This is a genomic window from Polynucleobacter sp. UK-Kesae-W10 (assembly GCF_018881575.1).
GTDB lineage: Bacteria > Pseudomonadota > Gammaproteobacteria > Burkholderiales > Burkholderiaceae > Polynucleobacter.
Genome location: NZ_JACVQB010000006.1, coordinates 95207 through 115684, shown reverse-complemented (window position 1 = coordinate 115684; position 20478 = coordinate 95207). Strand labels below are relative to the sequence as shown.

Annotated in this window: 17 protein-coding genes; 8 read left to right on the top strand and 9 right to left on the bottom strand. The window is 48.7% G+C overall.

What is annotated here, in order from left to right:
- The first annotated feature begins 31 nt into the window (after positions 1-31).
- Positions 32-1105 (top strand): tRNA (adenosine(37)-N6)-threonylcarbamoyltransferase complex transferase subunit TsaD, encoded by a 1074-nt coding sequence (gene tsaD, locus ICN24_RS09565; protein ID WP_216223404.1) that lies wholly within the window; start codon positions 32-34, stop codon positions 1103-1105.
- Between the two features lie 13 nt (positions 1106-1118).
- Here the strand turns inward: tsaD and folE2 are convergent, their stop codons facing one another.
- Genes folE2 through xseB form a run of 4 tightly spaced genes read right to left on the bottom strand, consistent with a single transcriptional unit; the run spans position 1119 to position 5023 of the window.
- Positions 1119-1946: a GTP cyclohydrolase FolE2 gene (gene folE2, locus ICN24_RS09560; RefSeq protein ID WP_216223402.1), complete on the bottom strand. Its 828-nt coding sequence runs from the start codon at positions 1944-1946 to the stop codon at positions 1119-1121.
- Positions 1947-1971: 25 nt separating this feature from the next.
- The gene (gene dxs, locus ICN24_RS09555) at positions 1972-3873 is read right to left on the bottom strand and encodes a 1-deoxy-D-xylulose-5-phosphate synthase (RefSeq protein WP_216223678.1); all 1902 of its coding nucleotides are present in this window, start codon (positions 3871-3873) and stop codon (positions 1972-1974) included.
- A 14-nt stretch (positions 3874-3887) separates the two neighbouring features.
- The gene (locus ICN24_RS09550) at positions 3888-4790 is read right to left on the bottom strand and encodes a polyprenyl synthetase family protein (protein ID WP_216223399.1); all 903 of its coding nucleotides are present in this window, start codon (positions 4788-4790) and stop codon (positions 3888-3890) included.
- Positions 4790-5023, bottom strand: coding sequence for an exodeoxyribonuclease VII small subunit (xseB, locus tag ICN24_RS09545; RefSeq protein ID WP_215365543.1), 234 nt, complete (start codon positions 5021-5023; stop codon positions 4790-4792). Before xseB ends, ICN24_RS09550 begins: the two co-directional genes overlap by 1 nt.
- A 161-nt stretch (positions 5024-5184) precedes the next feature.
- On the opposite strand from xseB, the gene ICN24_RS09540 reads away from it, so the two are divergent.
- Positions 5185-6291, top strand: coding sequence for an SRPBCC family protein (locus ICN24_RS09540; RefSeq protein ID WP_216223398.1), 1107 nt, complete (start codon positions 5185-5187; stop codon positions 6289-6291).
- 68 nt (positions 6292-6359) lie between these two features.
- Positions 6360-7190 (top strand): sulfurtransferase, encoded by an 831-nt coding sequence (locus ICN24_RS09535; protein WP_216223397.1) that lies wholly within the window; start codon positions 6360-6362, stop codon positions 7188-7190.
- A 3-nt stretch (positions 7191-7193) separates the two neighbouring features.
- Here ICN24_RS09535 and ICN24_RS09530 read toward each other — a convergent pair whose 3' ends face one another.
- From ICN24_RS09530 to polA, 3 genes are read right to left on the bottom strand one after another with little or no spacing between them, the layout of a single operon-like run.
- Complete coding sequence (locus tag ICN24_RS09530) at positions 7194-7967, bottom strand: ZIP family metal transporter (protein WP_216223396.1); 774 nt, start codon at positions 7965-7967, stop codon at positions 7194-7196.
- 4 nt (positions 7968-7971) lie between these two features.
- Positions 7972-8856, bottom strand: coding sequence for a dienelactone hydrolase family protein (locus ICN24_RS09525; protein WP_216223394.1), 885 nt, complete (start codon positions 8854-8856; stop codon positions 7972-7974).
- Positions 8857-8884: 28 nt separating this feature from the next.
- On the bottom strand, positions 8885-11710 hold the full coding sequence (gene polA, locus ICN24_RS09520) for a DNA polymerase I (protein WP_216223393.1): 2826 nt from the start codon (positions 11708-11710) through the stop codon (positions 8885-8887).
- An 82-nt stretch (positions 11711-11792) separates the two neighbouring features.
- On the opposite strand from polA, the gene ICN24_RS09515 reads away from it, so the two are divergent.
- Genes ICN24_RS09515 through ICN24_RS09505 form a run of 3 tightly spaced genes read left to right on the top strand, consistent with a single transcriptional unit; the run spans position 11793 to position 13979 of the window.
- On the top strand, positions 11793-12206 hold the full coding sequence (locus tag ICN24_RS09515) for a hypothetical protein (protein WP_216223392.1): 414 nt from the start codon (positions 11793-11795) through the stop codon (positions 12204-12206).
- Between the two features lie 25 nt (positions 12207-12231).
- Positions 12232-13209, top strand: a complete 978-nt coding sequence (locus tag ICN24_RS09510; RefSeq protein WP_216223391.1) for a homoserine kinase — start codon at positions 12232-12234, stop codon at positions 13207-13209.
- Complete coding sequence (locus ICN24_RS09505; protein ID WP_216223390.1) at positions 13206-13979, top strand: BPSS1780 family membrane protein; 774 nt, start codon at positions 13206-13208, stop codon at positions 13977-13979. The genes ICN24_RS09510 and ICN24_RS09505 overlap by 4 nt, the downstream gene beginning before the upstream one ends.
- 25 nt (positions 13980-14004) lie before the next feature.
- Here the strand turns inward: ICN24_RS09505 and ICN24_RS09500 are convergent, their stop codons facing one another.
- A complete protein-coding gene (locus tag ICN24_RS09500) occupies positions 14005-16368 on the bottom strand; it encodes a UvrD-helicase domain-containing protein (RefSeq protein WP_216223389.1) in 2364 nt (787 codons plus the stop codon).
- 24 nt (positions 16369-16392) lie between these two features.
- Here ICN24_RS09500 and ICN24_RS09495 point away from each other — a divergent pair, with 24 nt between their 5' ends.
- Positions 16393-19284: a valine--tRNA ligase gene (locus ICN24_RS09495; protein WP_216223387.1), complete on the top strand. Its 2892-nt coding sequence runs from the start codon at positions 16393-16395 to the stop codon at positions 19282-19284.
- A 31-nt stretch (positions 19285-19315) separates the two neighbouring features.
- Positions 19316-20206, top strand: a complete 891-nt coding sequence (galU, locus tag ICN24_RS09490) for a UTP--glucose-1-phosphate uridylyltransferase GalU (protein WP_216223381.1) — start codon at positions 19316-19318, stop codon at positions 20204-20206.
- A 33-nt stretch (positions 20207-20239) separates the two neighbouring features.
- Here galU and ICN24_RS09485 read toward each other — a convergent pair whose 3' ends face one another.
- Positions 20240-20467, bottom strand: coding sequence for a sulfurtransferase TusA family protein (locus ICN24_RS09485; RefSeq protein ID WP_216223675.1), 228 nt, complete (start codon positions 20465-20467; stop codon positions 20240-20242).
- Positions 20468-20478: the final 11 nt, after the last annotated feature.

Here is a 20478-nt window from a genome sequence, read left to right as displayed (position 1 = left end):
AATTGCGATTCTAGCACGACCAAGCAAAAAAATGATTGTTTTAGGAATAGAAACTTCTTGTGACGAAACCGGGGTGGCTTTATACAACACCACCCCCTGGGAAGAGGGCAAACCTGCGTTTTTAGGCATTCTGGGCCAGGGTTTGCACTCTCAGATCGCTATGCACCGGGATTACGGGGGAGTAGTCCCTGAACTGGCCTCAAGAGACCATATTCGTCGGGTTTTGCCCCTTTTGGACCAATCTTTGGCCCAATCTGGGCTCACATTGGCCGATATTGATGCTGTGGCCTTCACTCAGGGGCCCGGTCTGGCAGGCGCCCTTCTAGTTGGCAGCGCCTTTGCCAAATCACTTGCCCAGGGCCTCAATTTGCCCTCGATTGGGGTTCATCACCTCGAAGGCCACCTCCTTTCGCCGCTTTTAGGGCAAACCGCGCCGCAATTTCCGTTTATCGCCCTTTTGGTCTCTGGGGGTCATACCCAACTCATGAAGGTATCGGGCATTGGTCAATACGAACTGTTAGGTGAAACCTTGGATGATGCGGCTGGCGAAGCATTCGATAAAACCGCCAAATTATTGGGGCTGGATTACCCAGGTGGCGCAGCGATTTCTAAGTTGGCTGAAAAAGGTCGGCCAGGAGTATTTGATTTACCAAGGCCTATGCTGCATTCAGGTGATCTGGATTTTTCTTTCTCTGGATTAAAAACCGCCGTACTCAATCAAGTGAAAAAGTTTGCAGAGAAACATGTCACCGATCCTACAGAAGTGGCCCAGTTTCATGCGGATCTCGCGCGCAGTTTTGTCGAGGCCATTGTTGCCGTATTAGTCAGCAAATCAGAGAAAGCCTTAAAGCACAGTGGCTGCAAACATTTGGTCTTAGCTGGTGGCGTTGGCGCTAACCTTCAGTTGCGCGCTGCTTTGAATGAAAAAGCTGCTCGCAATGATTTTGAGGTGCACTACCCACCACTCGAACTGTGCACTGACAATGGCGTCATGATTGCATTTGCTGGCGCACTACGCATGCTTGCAAAAAATAATGGCTCCACAACATCGGGAGCCTTTGATATCAAACCCCGCTGGGATTTGCAAAGCAATAACTTGAAATAGTTTGTAGCGCGCTTTATTTCTGGTGGCTAATGCGGGCAAATGCGCTATGGTTATGGATAGACTCGAAGTTTTCGACTTCAACCTCAAAAGAGGCAATACGTCCATCTGCCTTGAGGCGCCCAGCCACATCGCGCACGAGATCTTCAGCAAATTTCGGATTGCTATAAGAATGCTCTGTTACCCACTTTTCATCAGGGCGCTTGAGTAAGCCCCACAACTCACTAGAAGCTTCGCTCTCTGCAGCAGCAACCAAATCTTCAACCGTCATTTGGGTTTTTGAATCCAACACCACTGTCATCGTGACGTGAGAGCGCTGATTGTGTGCACCAAAATCAGAGATCTCCTTTGAGCAAGGGCACAAACTCATCACCGGGACTTGCGCACGTAAACCCAATTCCACATCGATCGCACCTGTAGTATTTTGCTTGGCAGTGGCCATCCAAGTTACTTCGTAATCCATCAAGCTTTCTACACCCGATACCGGCGCCGCTTTTTTCACGAAGTGTGTATACGTAAATTGCACATGCCCTTCTTTGGCATCGAGTAAAGGCAACATCTCACGCACCAGGGACACTACCGTCATGCTATCGACTGCCTGCTCTTGTTTTTGCAATAAGGCCATGAAACGCGACATATGCGTTCCCTTGATGTGCGCTGGCAAAGCGACATCCATCTCAAAATTACCAACTGATGGAAAATTGCCGGTCTTACTGCGAATCGTTAAGGGGTGACGCACACCCCGAATACCGACTTGCTCAATAGGCAACGCGCGCTCATCCAAAGTGGATTGCACGTCAGGCATTGCGCTAGCTTTGAGAAAGGCAGGATTCATATCATTCATGACTCTATTTTCAAGCAAAACAGGCTTATTTGCCTGAAATGACTGAATTTGCCTTCAATACCACCGGAAAACGCTGCTGGATGGAGTTTGTAATGCCCTCTACATCAAGGCCGCACTGGGTCATTAGTAGGTTGTAATCACCATGCTCGATAAATTGATCGGGAAGTCCCAACTGCAAAAGTGGCTTGTGAATACCCAAGGCTGAGAGCGCCTCAAGACAAGCGCTACCGGCACCCCCCTGAATTGCGCCATCCTCAATGGTCACCAAATAATCATGATCAGTAGCCAAGGTTTTGATGAGCTCAACATCAAGCGGCTTCACAAAACGCATATTGGCGACTGTCGCATCAATACCCTCAGCAACTTCCAAAGCAGAATAGAGCAAAGTTCCAAATGCCAGAATCGCTACTCGCTGACCAGCAGGTGCATTTGATTTACGACGTACTTCACCTTTGCCTAGCGGCACTGTTCGCAATTCTGCTGATGGGATCGTTCCAACACCGGCACCCCGTGGATAACGCACAGCACTAGGATGAGATTGATGAAACGCTGTTGTCAATAAATCACGGCACTCTGCTTCATCCGCGGGTGTCATCACCAGCATATTGGGAATGCAACGTAAAAATGGAATGTCATATGCGCCTGCATGGGTTGCGCCATCTGCACCCACTAAGCCAGCACGATCTAAGGCAAATAAGACAGGCAAGTCTTGTAAGGCAACATCATGAATGAGTTGATCGTATGCGCGCTGCAAGAAGGTGGAATAAATTGCCACTACAGGCTTCATGCCCTCACAGGCCATACCAGCCGCAAAGGTCACTGCATGCTGCTCTGCGATACCCACGTCGTAATAGCGCTTTGGAAAATGTTTCTCAAACTCAACCAAACCAGAGCCTTCGCGCATCGCTGGGGTAATGCCAATTAATAAGGGGTCAGCATGCGCCATGTCACAAAGCCACTCACCAAAGACTTGAGTGAAGGTCTTCTTACTAGCGGCTGGCTTTTTAACACCCTCTTGCGGATTGAACTTGCTCGGGCCGTGATACAGCACCGGATCGGCTTCAGCCAATTCATAACCTTGGCCTTTTTTAGTCACCACATGCAAGAACTGTGGGCCGCGTCCTTCAAGTGCAAGGCGGCGCACATTCTGCAACATGGGGATCAAGGCATCTAAATCGTGACCATCGATCGGACCAAAGTAATTAAAGCCAAATTCTTGAAAAATAGTGGATGGCGAAACCATGCCCTTCGCGTGATCCTCTAGGCGCTTTGCAAACTCGCGTAACGGAGGTGCAATCGACAAAACACTATCAATACCCTTCTTCGTCGCTGAATAAATATTGCCACTGAGCAAGCGAGCAAGGTGACGATTGAGTGCGCCTACTGCAGGCGAGATCGACATGTCGTTGTCGTTCAAGATCACCACCAGCGGCAAGTCGTCATACACACCAGCATTGTTCATGGCTTCAAAAGCCATGCCGCCTGTCATGGCGCTATCCCCAATGACCGCTACAGCGACCTGACGCTCACCTTTAGTTTGAAAAGCACGCGCCATACCCATCGCCGCAGAGATACTGGTCGATGAATGGCCTGTGCCAAATGCATCGAATTCACTTTCAGCGCGATGTGGAAAGCCCGATAAGCCTTTGAACTGACGCAAGGTATGCATCCGATCACGACGGCCGGTCAGGATTTTGTGAGGATAGCTCTGGTGGCCCACATCCCAGACGATGCGATCGCGAGGTGTATCAAATACATAGTGCAAGGCAATCGACAACTCCACCGTACCCAAGTTCGAGGACAGGTGTCCCCCAGTTTTGGAAACGGAATCCAAAACAAACTGACGCAACTCATCAGCGAGCACGGGCAACTCTTCACGCGTGAGTTTCTTTAAATCATCAGGGGAATTAACGGAATGTAAAGTCATTGCATCTAATTTTGTCATTTACCTCTATTGACAACCAACAGGGCTAAATCTTTTAAAGCATTGGCTTTATTACCAAAACCATCCAAACTGCTAATTGCAGTTTCTTGTAAATTCTTAGCCTGCTTCTGGGCATAGTCTAAACCCATCAAGGTCACATAGGTCGGCTTGTTTGCTGCAGCGTCCTTGCCTGCTGTTTTTCCAAGGGTTTGACTATCGGCAGTGGCATCGAGCACATCATCCACAATTTGAAATGCCAAACCGAGTGCAGTTGAATACCGCTTTAACTGACTTAATTGCGCCGCATCGAGATTCGCGGCAATACCGCCCAATTCCACCGCACAAGAAAGTAAGGCGCCCGTTTTCATGGCGTGCATTTGCTGTAAGCCTGCGAGATCTAATTTCTTACCCACGCTATCGAGATCAATCGCCTGTCCACCTGCCATACCACGGGATCCCGAGGCTGCAGCTAAGGCAGCGATCATGCGCAATCGATCATTTGCGGGACCCTTAGCATTTGCCAAAATTTCAAAGGCACGGGTTTGTAACGCATCACCCACCAAAAGGGCTGTCGCCTCATCGTAGGCTTTGTGTACTGTTGCCCTACCACGTCGCAAATCATCGTCATCCATACACGGCAAATCATCATGCACTAATGAGTAGGCATGAATACACTCAATAGCAACTGCTGCTCCATCTAATAATGGCGAGTTGTCTTGGCTATCTTGCTCGCCCAATTGACCTGCTGCATAAACTAGTAATGGACGTATACGCTTACCCCCACCTTGGGCTGCATAACGCATAGCCTCATGCAATCGGTGTGGCGTAGTTTGCTCAGAGTCGAGCAAACGATCGAGCGCAGATTCAGTGCGCTCAGAATGAGCGTTAAGCCACTCTTGAAATTGAAAACCGGCGTTCATTAGGCCTCGAATACTCGAACCTGTTGCTCAACTTGTGCCAAAACACCCTGGCAATGTTTGAGTAAGGCGGCACCACGCTGATATGCCAATAGCGTCTCTTCAAGTGAAAATTTGCCAGATTCCATGTCAGAAATCAGCTTTTCGAGCTCTTTGACAGCTTGCTCATAGCGAAGATCTGGGTCGATCTGGACCTCAAGACCTGGTTTTTGACTCTCTGACTTCTTGGCTGGCATAAGCGAATTTCCTTCAATTTGCGGTGCGAATAGCCCTACATCTTAAAGCGAGAAGCCCTTTGGATGGGTATAATCCACCCCTTCCTTTCCAATATCGATCCGTCGATGGTTGGATTGGTTATTCCGCTTAGCTTCGGCTGACGTTTTCGGGGGTGGGGAGAATGACTAATCTGGCTACCGCGCAGAAGCTTGCGCCGTCCAACTTACAACTGCCGGTTTCGGCATATTTTGACGCTGACTTGTATCGGCGGGAAATTGAACTGCTGTTCAAGCAGGGTCCTGGCTATGTCGGCCACGAACTCATGGTGTCTGAAATAGGCTCCTACCAAACTTTAAGCGCTGAAAATGAAGGGCGCATTCTGGTGCGCAATAATGAGGGGATTGAGCTCCTTTCCAATGTTTGTCGCCATCGTCAAGCACTCATGCTCAACGGCAAAGGCAAAACTGACAATATTGTTTGCCCACTTCATCGCTGGACTTATGACTTAGGCGGTAATTTATTGGGTGCACCACACTTTGAAGATAAGCCTTGTTTAAATCTAGGCAAGTCTCCGCTTCAAAATTGGCAAGGCCTCTTATTCGAAGGTCCGCGTGATGTGCGCGCCGATCTTGCCAAGTTGGGTGTTGCAAATGATCTTCGCTTTGATGGCTACATGCTCGATCATGTTGAAGTACATGACTGCAATTACAACTGGAAAACATTCATCGAGGTCTACCTCGAGGACTACCATGTGGTGCCGTTTCATCCGGGCTTAGGTAAGTTTGTTTCTTGCGAAGATTTGCATTGGGAATTCGGTGACTGGCATAGCGTACAAACCGTTGGCATTCACAAAGATCTTCAAAAACCAGGCTCACCAACATACCGCAATTGGCATGAGGCCGTGTTGCGTCAGTTTGACGGCAAAGCCCCACGCCACGGAGCCATCTGGCTCACCTACTACCCCAATGTGATGGTGGAGTGGTACCCAGGAGTTTTGTGCGTTTCTACCTTACACCCCATGGGCGTGAACAAGACGCGCAATATCGTGGAGTTCTACTATCCAGAAGAGATTGCATTATTTGAGCGTGAATTTGTAGAGGCCGAGCGTGCCGCCTACATGGAAACCTGCATTGAAGATGATGAAATTGCTGAGCGCATGGATCAAGGTAGAGCTGCTTTGCTTGCACGTGGCGTTAACGAAGTTGGGCCTTATCAAAGCCCAATGGAAGATGGTATGCAACATTTCCACGAATGGTATCGTCGCGTGATGAATTTTCAAGGCGCATAATCTAGATAGGTGTTTTTGCTTTAAAACTCTTTTTCAGTAAACGCTGTGCCTCTTCATAAGGAAGCATCATGACTCCTCTAATCTCTGCCAATCAATTAGAAGAAATCATTAATAGTGGTGAGCAGGTATTACTGTGCGACTGCCGCTTCGATCTCGTTGATCCTCTTGCTGGTAAAAAAGCCTACGCAGAGAGTCATATTCCTGGCGCTATTTATGTTGACTTAGACCACGATCTTTCCGGTCCCAAAAACGGTAGCAATGGCCGACATCCACTGCCCGCCCCTGAGGTGTGGGCAAAAACCAAAACCCGCTTAGGCATTTCCCCAAACACTCTGGTGGTTGCCTATGACAAACAAGGCTCGGTCTATGCCAGCCGCCTCTGGTGGATGCTCAAGGCCAGTGGGCATGCCAAAGTGCAAGTCTTAGATGGTGGCTTAGATGCCTGGAATGGGCCGATGGGTAGCGTCCCGCGCCAAGCTACCCCAGCACAGCAGGCAATCGAGCCCAGACCTTATGTTGGCTTAGTGCTGGTAGATGAAGTAGTAAGTAATTTACAGAATCAGCAATTTACCATCGTCGATGCGCGCGCAAATGATCGCTTTCATGGTCAGAATGAAACCCTAGATCCGGTTGGAGGCCACATCCCCAGTGCAAAAAATCACTTCTTTAAAGATAACCTTTTATCTACCGCCTTTAAACCAGCTGAACAGCTGTTTAAAGAGTATGTTGAATTTCTTGGCCCACTCAAACCAAGCGATGTGATTCATCAATGTGGCTCTGGTGTCACTGCGTGTCACAATTTATTGGCCATGGAAATTGCAGGCTTAAAAGGCTCGCGTTTATATGCTGGTAGCTGGAGTGAATGGTGCGCCGACTCCAGTAGACCCGTGGAGACTTAAGTTTTAGTGCAACAAGGACAAAAGGATCACAAATCCCACGCCACAAGCAATCAATACGGTTTGACGTAAAGACTCAGCCCAGTGTGGGCGACGATGCATTTGCGGGATTAAATCGCTAACAGCAATATAGATAAAGCTACTCGAAGCGATGACCAATAAGTAGGGCATTGCTGCATGAGCCTTCTCTAGGAAGAAGTAGGCAAGTACCCCTCCCACCACCGCAGACAAGCCGCAAATTAAGTTGTAGAGCAAGGCGCGGGTACGGGAAAAACCGGCATTGAGCAACACAATGAAGTCACCAATCTCTTGGGGAATCTCGTGCGCAATGATGGCGATCGCCGTAAAAATACCCACTTGGTAATCGGCCATAAATGCCGCAGCAATCAAAATACCATCCACGAAGTTGTGAATGCCATCACCAACCAAAATCATCCACCCACTACGTCCAGCATTTTCGGCATCGTGACCATGATGATGGTGATGGCCATCACCTTCGTGATGGTGATCATGGCGCAATAAGGCAATCTTTTCTAATAAGAAAAATCCCAATAAACCAGCCAACAAGGTAGCAAATAACAATTGTGGGCTGGTGCCTTCGATGCTAAATGCTTCCGGCAAAGAATGTAATAAAGCTGTCGCCAGCAAAATACCAACCGACAAACTAACCATATTGTTGATCATTCTGGAGAGTAATGTCACCGAACAACTGGCGGCAATCAGCACGCTAGTGGCGCCTGCTAAAGCCGTGATCAAGATGATGCTCTGTAAAGCCGACATTGAATTAAGCTACTCCGTTTTTCTTAAACCAAGCTAAGCACTTTTCCCAACCGTCTTTAGCAGGGCCTGCGCGATAAGACTCTCGATAATCCGCATGAAAGGCATGTGGTGTATCAGGATAGACCTCAATCATAGAAGCTTTAGCAGCAGGATTTTTAGCCGCTGCCTGCGCCAGGGCAGCGCGCATTTGCTCTACGCTTTCTAGAGAGATGCCGGCATCGGCCCCGCCATAAAGACCCAATACAGGGGCCTTTAAATCTGCCGCCACATCAACGGGGTGACGAGGATTGCCTTCGGTCTTCTCGCCAATCAAACGGCCATACCAAGCAACCCCTGCTTTGACCTGAGGCAAAGTAGCAGACAACCAAGTGATGCGCCCGCCCCAACAGAAACCCGTGACACCAACGCGCTTTAAATCGCCGCCATTTTTACCAGCCCACACTAGAGCAGCTTGCAAATCATTGAGTACTTGAGCATCGGGCGTTTTGGCTACTACATTCGTCAAAATATCAGCAATCGTGCCGTAATTATTAGGGTCGCCTGCCCGCGTAAAAAACTCTGGGGCAATTGCAAGATAGCCAAGCTTGGCAAAACGCCTGGTGACATCAGCGATGTATTCATGAACACCAAATATTTCACTCACCACGATGATGACTGGCAAATTGCCTTTGGCATTTGCTGGGCGAGAAACGTAAGCAGGCAACTGAAAGCTGCCAACCGGAATCATTTGCTCGCCCGCTTTAATGCCCCTGAAATCCGTTTCAATGGCTGCCGCAGCTACTGGATCAGAAGCAGCAACAAATCCAACGCCCAAAGTCCCCAGCGCAGTAGCGCTAGCGGCGGATGTCTTTATAAACTCTCTTCTGCTGTTTTGTGTGTTTTTATTCATTCATTGTCTCCAGGCTGCATCTGGGCCTCTAGTGTGCTTCTTCCCAATTATCGCCAATCCCGATACTGACCACCAAAGGCACCTTTAACTGGGCTACATTGCACATCAAATCCGGTAACTTTGCTTGGAGTAAGTCGATTTCATCCAAGGGCACATCTAATACCAACTCATCATGGACCTGAAGGAGAAGTTTGGTTTTTAACTGCTCCTTTTCCAGCCAATCTTCTACTGCAATCATGGCTAACTTAATCAAGTCAGCGGCAGTTCCTTGCATCGGCGCATTAATTGCAGCTCGCTCGGCACCTTGACGACGAGGACCATTCGAACCCTTGATCTCCGGCAACCATAAGCGACGGCCAAAGACTGTTTCTACGTATCCGTTTTCTCTAGCTTCAAGGCGGGTACGCTCCATATATTGCGCAACCCCCGGATAGCGATCAAAGTATTTCGCAATGTAGTTTTGCGCAGCAGCACGCTCAATACCCAAATTTCCTGCTAGACCAAAAGCACTCATGCCGTAGATCAAGCCAAAGTTAATGACCTTGGCATAGCGACGCTGTTCTGAATTAACCTCTTCCAAGGGGATGCCAAAAATTTCTGCGGCAGTCGCTTGGTGCACGTCTTTACCATCCCGAAATGCCGCTAACAAATTTTCATCTTCGGCAATATGCGCCATGATGCGCAGCTCGATTTGTGAATAGTCCGCTGATAAGAGCTTGCAACCTGCCGCAGGAATAAATGCCTCACGAATACGTCGACCCTCTTCAGTACGTACCGGAATATTTTGCAAATTGGGATCGCTAGATGCGAGACGACCTGTCACCGCTGTTGCTTGAGAGAAATTAGTATGCACCCGACCGGTCTTCGGATCAGCCATGCGGGGAAGCTTCTCAATATAGGTTGACATCAATTTCGCCAAGCTACGGTAGTCCAGGATACGCGCTGGCAAGGGGTAATCTTCAGCTAATTTCTGGAGCACCTCTTCGTCAGTGGAAGGCGCGCCCGAAGGTGTTTTCTTAACCACTGGCAACTCTAATTGCACAAAAAGAATTTCTGCAATTTGTTTAGGCGACTGAATATTAAAAGGCTGCCCTGCTAACTGGTGAATCTCACCCTCCAGCTCCAGGAGGCGCTTACCCACTTGCTGCCCCTGCTTACCCAGCAGCTCAGAATCAATTCGAATGCCATTACGCTCCATGATTCCTAGGACGCGCATGGCCGGCATTTCAATATTTTGGTAGATATAAAGCAATCCAGGGCTCTCCTGAATTTGCGGCCAGAGCGTTAAATGGAGGCGCAAAGTGATGTCGGCGTCTTCAGCAGCATAGTTGGTCGCAATCTGCAAATCTACTTGATCAAAGCCGATTTGATGAACCCCTTTTCCACACACTTCTTCATAGCGGATGGTTTTCATGCCTAAGTGGCGCTCAGCCAGGCTGTCCATATTGTGCGGCAGATGAGATTCAAGCACATAGGATTCAAGCAAAGTATCAAAGGCAATGCCACCTAAGGTGATTCCATAGTTTGCAAAAATATGCGCGTCGTATTTTAGGTTTTGCCCCACCTTTAAGTGAGTTGCACTTTCCAGCCAGGACTTCATACGCGCAAGCACATGCTCGCGATTGAGTTGCGTTTCTCCATTGCGATGTGCAACCGGAATATAGCAAGCTTCACCAGGTTTGACCGATAAAGAAATGCCCACCAACTCTGCAGCCAGTGCATCCAAGCTAGTCGTCTCCGTATCGACTGCTGTTAATTCTGCCTGCGCAATTTTTTGCAGCCACTTTTCTAAACCCACTTCATCGGTAATACATTCGTAATGACGCTCGATAGCGTCTTGTAAATCCGTTGTATCTTGTGACAGTGCTTTGGTGGGTGCGCTGGCAATCACGCGTGATTTTTTAGATTCATCCTCGTCAGATGTATGGGCAATGGGCGTGCCGGCTAAATCAAATGCTGTCGCCTCTAGAGCCTTTTCCTGCGGGCTTGTAAGCTGCTTCTCCACGTCCCGTAACCAGGTTTTAAAGGCGTAACGCTCAAATAACTCTCGCAATAATGGCGCATTTTCAGGCTTAGCATGTAGATCATCTAAACCAGGAAGGTGTGGCGACAAATCACAATCTGTTTTCACAGTAATTAACTGACGTGCTTGTGGCAACCACGCTAAAGTAGCGCGTAAATTTTCGCCGACTACGCCCTTCACTTGATCTGCATTTGCCATCAAGTTATCTAAATCACCAAACTCAGCTAACCATTTATTAGCAGTTTTAGGTCCTGCTTTTGGTACGCCAGGAACATTGTCAACAGCATCACCAATGATCGATAAGTAATCCACAATGCGCTCTGGTGGTACACCAAATTTCTCAACCACCCCATTGATATCCAATTTTTCATTGGTCATCGTATTGATGAGCGTGACGGATTCATTGACTAATTGCGCCAAATCTTTATCGCCCGTGGAAATAATGGTTTCCCATCCAGCCTGAGTAGCCTGACATGCCAACGTACCAATCACATCATCAGCCTCTACGCCAGAGACCATCAGTACAGGCCAGCCCAATGCCTTCACCATGGCATGGATCGGTTCGATTTGCTTGACCAAATCCTCAGGCATCGGTGAGCGATGGGCCTTGTACTCGGCGTACATCTCATCCCGGAAAGTCTTGCCCTTAGCATCAAAAACGCAGGCGATATGGTCCGCCTTGAGCTCGGAACGGGCGCGGCGCATCATATTGACCATGCCATAAATGGCGCCTGTGGGCTCACCAGCCCCATTTCGGAGGTCTGGCATGGCATGGAAGGCGCGATACAGGTAGCTAGAGCCGTCTACCAACAAGAGTCTATGTTTAGTCATACCGCAATCGTACAATCTAGTTGTGAACTGCCTACAGGTCTGGTTAAGGAACCACCCGAGAGTAGGCCTAAAAAGGTGAAAAATGATGCACGCTCTAACGAATGTAATTAGCCACTTCTTCAGCCAAAGCCTTGCTCTGACGAGCTTTTTGGTGATTTTTGGCCTTTTTGGGGTCGGTTCAGCGCAAGCCCAGAATACCAGCCAAGCCCTGAGCCAGTCTGAACTCAATCAAATTAATAACCAGCCACTAGCCCCTGCCGTTAGCCCATCCGGCGTCTTGAGCAACCCGGAAAAGCGTCAGCCGAGCTTTCAACATAAAGAAGTAACGGGCACCGAAATTACTGAATACAAAGATGCCAATAGCCCGACTCAGGTTCAAGTCAAAACAAAATACACCACCTATGAAATGTCTCCTCCGGACTCTGTGAAGCCAGGAGCACCAAGCGGTGAAGGTAGCCTCTTGAGCGTACCGAGCATTAGCATTCCACTCAATTAATTCCTAACAGTAGAGTCGCTGCTTCATGGCTGTTTTTACCCCGATCGAACTTGACGATATCTCGCAGTGGATTGCTCAAGATTTTGATATCGGCAGTGCTAGCGAGATTCGTGGCATTCATGGTGGCATCGAAAACTCCAATTTCTTCTTAGACACTATTAAAGATGGTCAGAAGCACGAATACGTACTCACCATCTTTGAGAGACTGTCTGCACAGCAGCTACCTTATTACTTGGAGCTCATGCGTCACCTGGCAAACAAGGGAATCCCCGTACCGAAGCCTATTGAAAATCAGCGTGGTGAAATACTGTTTTCACTGAAGGGTAAGCCAGCAGCCATTGTGAGCAAACTGCCTGGTTTGTCACGCATGCAGCCTGAAGCAAGTCATTGCGCATTGGTAGGTGAGATGTTGGCCAAGATGCATTTAGCTGGGAAAGATTTTCCGAAGTCACAAGAAAATCTGCGCAGCCTTGGCTGGTGGCAACAAACGATTCCTTCAGTATTGCCGCACTTAAATTTCGCACAACGAGATTTACTAACGCACGAGCTCGCTACGCAAGAAGCGTTTTTTGCCTCAAGCAATTACGATGCGTTGCCTCAAGGAGCAAGCCATTGCGACCTCTTCCGCGACAACGTACTCTTTGACCCCAAAGGTACAAACGATACAAGCAATGATCGCTTGGGCGGTTTCTTTGATTTTTATTTCGCCGGAACGGATAAATGGTTGTTTGACCTTGCTGTGACTGTCAACGATTGGTGTCTTGCTGACAATAAACAGGATTTAGATCCCGCTCGCTTTGAGGCTCTCATGAAAGCCTACCAAGCAGTACGCCCTTTGACCAAAGAGGAGCAGGCTAGTTGGCCGCTCATGGTGAGGGCTGCCGCCTTACGCTTCTGGGTATCGCGCCTATGGGATTTTTACTTGCCACGTGATGCGCAAATGCTCACCCCACACGATCCCACACACTTTGAGCGAATTCTGCTCAGTCGTCGCACCCTATGAAACTCAATTCTGTAGCACCTAAAGAAGGCTATACCTGGATCAGACAGGGCATTTGGTTATTTAAACAAAATCCATTGGGATTTTTAATGCTCGTCTTCATGTACGTCTTCGCTGCACAATTGGCAGTGATTATTCCAGTGATTGGCGTCTTTGCCGTACTACTCCTAACGCCGGCGTTATCCGTTGGATTTATGACTGCTTGCCGCCAAGGAATTCAAAAAGAACGTATTAGTCCGATGGTCTATTTGATTGCGTTGCGATCTGGAATTCTGATTCGCAAGCGGATTTTGCAATTAGGCTTGATATACACCGTACTCATTTTGGCGCTGAGCTTTGTTCTTAGCCTCTTAGTTGACTTTGAATCTCTCTTGCCGCTGATGACGAGCGATAAACCCGTAACACCTGAGGCAATTCGTCAAATCTATTTGGTCTTATTTTTTGGCGCCATCCTCTACATTCCGGTCGCTATGTTGATGTGGTTCTCGCCTATCTTGGTTGCATGGGCAGACATGTCAATTCCCCAAGCCCTCTTTTCTAGCTGGCTGGCCTGCTGGACTAATAAAGCTGCTTTCTTTTTCTACTTGGCGATCTGGAGCGCAATTCTCATTGCGATTCCATTAAGCATTGGCATGGTGCTTGATGCGCTGGATTTTGGACAAGCTGCATCTTTCATCATCGCCCCCATCTCCATGGCCGGACTCACTGTCATGCACTGCTCTTTCTACGCAACGTGGAAAGCCTGCTTTACTGAAGATGAAGTTGTTCTTTAATTACCGCTAATTAAGCAAGCGGTTTTTAATCGATGGCTGCAAGCTTGGCAATGCTGAGCTGCAACCACTTAACACCATGACGCTTAAAGTTCACTTGCGCGCGGGCATCAGCATCTACACCTTCAAGACCAGTTACTCGGCCCTCACCAAACTTGGTATGAAATACATTTTGACCGATCTTGAAAGGATAGTCGCCACGTGGAGGTGAGGCTAGTCTCTTGACTTCCATGGAAGCAGAGCCTACTCGCTTAGCGGGTCGCGGTCTCTCGCTACCGGAGTCAAAGAAGTCATTCGATTCATATTCACGTTGCCGTGTGTAGCCATCCTGCCAGGTAGATCCTGAGCGAGAAGCACCACCCCAGCGAGCATCCTTGGCTTTTGGCGTCAGCCACTTGAGCGATTCAGATGGCAATTCTTCCAAGAAGCGGGAAGGCATGTTGTAGCGCACTTGACCATGGAGCATGCGAGACTGGGTATGCGACAGATACAGGCGCTCTTTAGCCCTTGTAATCGCTACGTACATTAAGCGACGCTCTTCTTCAAGACCGTTTTGTTCATTAATGCTGTTTTCATGAGGAAATAACCCCTCCTCAAGACCGGTAATAAAGACTGAGGTGAACTCCAAGCCTTTAGCAGAGTGGACTGTCATCAGCTGGACGGCATCTTGCCCAGCTTGAGCCTGGTTATCGCCTGCCTCCAAAGAGGCGTGCGATAGGAAGGCAGCCAATGGCGAGACTTCGACTACTCCAGGCGCATTCTCGCCAGGCAACATCGCAGCGGCTGCGTCTTGGCCATAGCCCTCTTCCGCTATGAATGCAGTGGCAGCATTAATCAATTCCTGCAAGTTCTCTACCCGATCCTGACCTTCACGTTCAGAGAGGTAATGCTGAATCAGTCCGCTATGCTGAATGACAAATTCAACGGTCTCAGGCAAGGTGTTGTGACGAGTCGCTTCACGCATATGATCGACCAAGCGAATAAAGCCACCCAATGCCGCACCCGCTTTTCCTTCTAATGATGAGGCAGCAACATATAAGGAACATTGCTGATCTCTAGCGGCATCTTGCAACGCTTCGATTGATCTTGCGCCAATACCCCGCGTTGGGAAATTCACGACCCGAGAGAATGAGGTGTCATCATTTGGATTTTCGAGCAAGCGTAAATAAGCGAGCGCATGTTTAATTTCGGCGCGCTCGAAGAATCGCAAACCACCATATACACGATACGGAATACCCGCTGAAAATAAGGCATGCTCAATGATGCGTGACTGCGCATTGCTGCGATAGAGCAAAGCCACTTCAGTGCGCTTGATACCGCTATTGACTAGCGCCTTAATTTCATCGACCAACCAAGCGGCTTCAGCGTGATCACTTGGTGCTTCGTAGATCCGGACTGGCTCGCCATGCCCAGCATCGGTTCGCAGGTTCTTGCCCAGACGCTCTGAATTGTTAGCAATTAGATGATTGGCGGTATCCAGAATATGGCCATGCGAACGATAGTTTTGCTCTAGCTTTACCAATAATGGATGAAACTGCTTCTCATAAAGGCGCATGTTCTCCACATCTGCACCTCGGAATGCATAAATACTTTGATCGTCATCACCCACTGCAAATACCGAACTGCTGCCCATACCGCTGACATTGACACGACTTGCATCATGGCCCGAGAGTAATTTGAGCCACGCGTATTGCAAGGCATTGGTATCTTGAAACTCATCAATCAAAATATGACGGAAGCGCTCTTGGTAGTGAGTACGAATCGGCTCACTATGTTTTAGCAACTCATAACTGCGCAATAAGAGCTCTGCAAAATCCACGACGCCCTCGCGCTGACATTGTTCGTCATAGGCTGCATAGAGTTGCGCCATCTTCGCCTGAAAATCATCACCCACCGCCAAATCTTTAGCGCGCTGACCACGTTCCTTGGCATGCGCAATGAAATACTGCAATTGCTTAGGCGGATATTTTTCATCATCGACCTTTAAACCCTTGAGAAGTCGCTTAATGGCTGATAACTGATCTTGGGTATCCAGAATCTGAAAGGTCGATGGTAGGCCTGCCTCTTTGTGGTGGGCGCGCAATAAACGGTTACAAAGGCCATGGAAGGTACCAATCCACATCCCGCGAGTATTGATTGGCAACATGGCGCTCAAACGCACCATCATCTCTTTGGCTGCCTTATTGGTGAAGGTCACTGCTAGGACCCCAATAGGCGATACCTGGCCCGTCTGGATCAACCAAGCTATACGGGTGGTGAGTACGCGGGTTTTACCGCTCCCCGCCCCAGCCAAAATCAGGGCTGATTGGGCTTGGCCATTGGGATTAACGGGCGGGAGGGTCACTGCCTCGCGCTGTTCTGGATTGAGGTTCGCGAGCAAGTCTGAGTACATCGCCCCAATTATAATTTGCCTCTTATGCCAAATGCCTCAAATACCCCTAATTCACCAGCGGCCAGTTCAGCAGACGAACTAGCCAAATCCTACGAACCCGCCCCGATTGAAGCCTATTGGGGCCCAGAGTGGGAACGCAGAGGCATTGCCGATGCCAGCATGGATGAAGGTAAAGGGGATTTTTCCATTCAGCTCCCTCCTCCGAATGTCACCGGCACCCTCCACATGGGTCACGCTTTTAACCAAACCATCATGGATGGCCTGGTTCGTCATGCACGGATGTCGGGTAAAAACACTTTGTGGGTACCAGGTACTGACCATGCCGGTATTGCAACGCAAATTGTTGTGGAGCGCCAGCTCGATGCACAAAAAGTCTCACGCCATGATTTAGGTCGTGCGAAGTTTTTAGAAAAAGTTTGGGAGTGGAAAGAAACTTCTGGCTCCACCATTACCCGCCAAATTCGTCGCCTGGGCGCATCGATTGATTGGGGTAAAGAATATTTCACCATGGACAGCAAAATGTCCAAAGCAGTTGTTGAAGTCTTTGTTCGACTGCATGAGCAAGGTCTGATTTACCGCGGTAAACGACTAGTCAATTGGGATCCCGTTTTAGGTACTGCCGTTTCTGATTTGGAAGTTGTCAGCGAAGAAGAGGATGGCTCAATGTGGCACATCCGCTATCCACTCGCCGATGGCTCTGGCCACCTCACAGTTGCCACAACACGCCCTGAGACGTTGCTGGGTGACGTGGCTGTCATGGTGAACCCAGAAGATGAGCGCTATATACACCTGATCGGTAAATCCGTTCACTTGCCTTTATGCAACCGTGAAATCCCCATCATTGCAGATGACTATGTAGATTTGAACTTTGGTACTGGTGTAGTGAAGGTCACTCCTGCGCATGACTTCAATGACTATGCGGTAGGTCAACGCCATCAATTACCCATGATCAACATCCTTACATTGGATGCCAAGATCAACGAGAACGCACCAGCTGCTTATCAAGGCATGGAACGCTTTGCTGCGCGCAAACAAGTGGTGGCGGATTTAGAAGCTGCAGGCTTGCTAGAAAAAGTGCAGCCGCATAAATTGATGGTGCCGCGCGGCGATCGTACGCAGACTATTATTGAACCGATGCTCACAGACCAGTGGTTTGTAGCCATGTCTAAGCCAAGTCCTGACAACCAATATCAACCTGGCTCATCGATTGCAGGCGCTGCCTTAGATGCCGTTACCAAGGGCGATATCAAGCTGGTGCCAGAAAACTGGATCAATACTTACACCCAGTGGTTAGAAAACATTCAGGACTGGTGTATCTCACGCCAACTCTGGTGGGGCCACCAAATCCCTGCCTGGTATGGCGATGATGGTCAGATCTTTGTAGCGCGCTCTGAAGAGGAAGCCAAGTCTAAAGCCACTGCAGCTGGCTATACCGGCGCACTCAACCGTGACCCAGATGTTCTCGATACATGGTTTAGTTCTGCACTGGTGCCATTTAGCTCTTTGGGCTGGCCAGAAAAGACGCCTGCGCTAAATCATTTCTTACCATCCTCTGTACTGGTAACTGGTTTTGACATCATCTTCTTCTGGGTGGCACGCATGGTAATGATGACTTGCCACTTCACCGGCAAAGTACCTTTTCATACCGTCTATGTTCATGGCTTAGTGCGTGATGCGGAAGGTCAGAAAATGAGTAAGTCCAAAGGAAATACTTTGGATCCGATTGATTTGATTGATGGCATCAAGATTGAAGAGCTTGTGGGTAAACGCACCACTGGCTTGATGAACCCAAAGCAAGCAGAGAGTATCGCCAAGAAAACCAAAAAGGAATTTCCGGATGGCATTCCAGCCTTTGGAACCGATGCACTGCGCTTTACCTTTGCCTCGCTCGCCTCTCTAGGTCGCAACATCAACTTTGATCAAAAGCGTTGCGAAGGATATCGAAACTTTTGCAACAAACTTTGGAATGCCACCCGCTTTGTCTTGATGAACTGCCCTGGCAATGACGAAGACAATGGCTTGGCGCCCTGTGACAATCAATGCGGCCCAGAAGGATATCTAGACTTTTCACCAGCAGATCGCTGGATCGTCTCTCAATTACAGCGCACTGAAGCGGAGGTAGCCAAAGGCTTTCAGAACTATCGCTTTGACAATATTGCTAGCAGCATCTATCAGTTTGTTTGGGATGAATACTGTGACTGGTATTTAGAGTTAGCCAAAGTGCAGTTGCAAACCGGTACACCTGCGCAACAACGCGCCACGCGTCGCACCTTATTGCGCGTACTTGAGACTATCTTGCGCATGGCTCACCCGTTGATTCCATTTATTACGGAAACCTTGTGGCAAACCGTTGGGCCAAAATCTGGCAAAGCGTTAGCAGAACAAACTAAGCAGTCCATTGCGCTACAACCCTACCCGATTGCACAGCCCGAGAAGATTGATGAGCAAAGTGAAGCTTGGGTTACCCAAGTCAAGGCTATTGTCGATGCTTGCCGCAATTTGCGCGGTGAAATGCAAGTTTCTCCAGCACAAAAAGTGCCACTCTGGATTTATGGCCCACAGGCTTTCCTAGAAAAAGCGACACCTTACTTGATGGCTTTGGCCAAGCTGACTGAAGTCAAAATCTATAGCGATGAATCCGCTTTAGAAAAAGATGCCCCAGGAGCACCGATTGCGCTAGTGGGCGACATTAAGCTCCTGCTCAAAATCGAGGTGGATGTCGCCGCTGAGCGCATTCGTCTGGGCAAAGAAATTGAACGTCTTGCCAATGAGATCACAAAAGCTCGCAGCAAATTGGGCAATGAGGGCTTTGTAGCACGTGCCCCAGCAGAGGTAGTGGCCCAAGAAAAACAACGTCTTGCGGGCTTTGAGCAAAATCATGAGAAGCTTGTTGCACAATTAGAACGTCTCAAATAATCTCTACTAAAGAATACAGATCGGATTCACTATGGCATTGCATTTCAGCTCCAAAAAGGTCACCAAGGCTGTTTTTCCAGTTGCTGGTTTTGGCACCCGCTTTTTGCCTGCCACTAAAGCAAGTCCAAAAGAAATGCTCAATGTCGTCGATAAGCCGCTGATTCAATATGCAGTGGATGAAGCGATTGCTGCTGGCATTACTGAATTGATTTTCGTCACCGGTCGCAGCAAACGCGCTATTGAAGACCACTTCGATAAAGCATATGAATTAGAAGCGGCGCTCGAGGCAAAAAACAAACAAGATTTGCTTCATCTCGTACGTAGCGTTAAACCCGATAATGTAGATTGTGTCTACATTCGCCAATCTGAGCCATTGGGTTTGGGTCACGCGGTGTTGTGTGCCGAGAAATTGGTTGGTGATGAGCCCTTTGCCATCATCCTAGCCGATGATCTTTTGGATGGTCAACCACCGGTCCTTTCGCAGATGCTCAAAGTTCATGAAGAGCAGTCAGGCTCAGTCTTGGCGGTAGAAAAAATTGATCCTGCTAAATCCAGTTCCTACGGCATTATTTCTGGCGATGAAGTTAGTCAAGGCATCTATCGCTTAAACGGCATTGTGGAGAAACCCAAGCCAGCCGATGCACCATCTAACCTTGCGGTAGTCGGACGTTATGTCTTGTCATCCAAAATCTTTGATCACATTCGCAATGTAAAACCCGGTGCCGGCGGTGAAATCCAATTAACGGATGCCATTGCGGCCCTACTCAAAGAAGAGCCTGTATTTGGTTATGAATACGATGGAGTTCGTTATGACTGCGGTAGCAAGCTAGGCTACCTTAAGGCTTCGGTGGACTTTGCTTTGCGCCATCCAGAGGTCGGCGAAGATTTTGCAGAGTATCTCAAAAGCTGGCCTTTGAAATAAGGATCAAGAGAAGGCGCTGACCTTCTCTTGCGCTTATCTTCTCTTTAAGAAGAACACCAAAACATCGCCTTCCGTAGTACTGCCAACTAATTCATTGCCAGTCTGCTTGGCAAACGCAGGGAAGTCTCTTGCAGCGCCAGAGTCTGTGGCCTTAATTTTAAGAACTTCACCAGACTGCATCGTTGCCAGCGCCTTTTTGGTCCGCAAAATGGGTAGAGGGCAATTCATCCCGATGGCATCGACCTCGGCATTGAAAGCAATATTCGCTACAT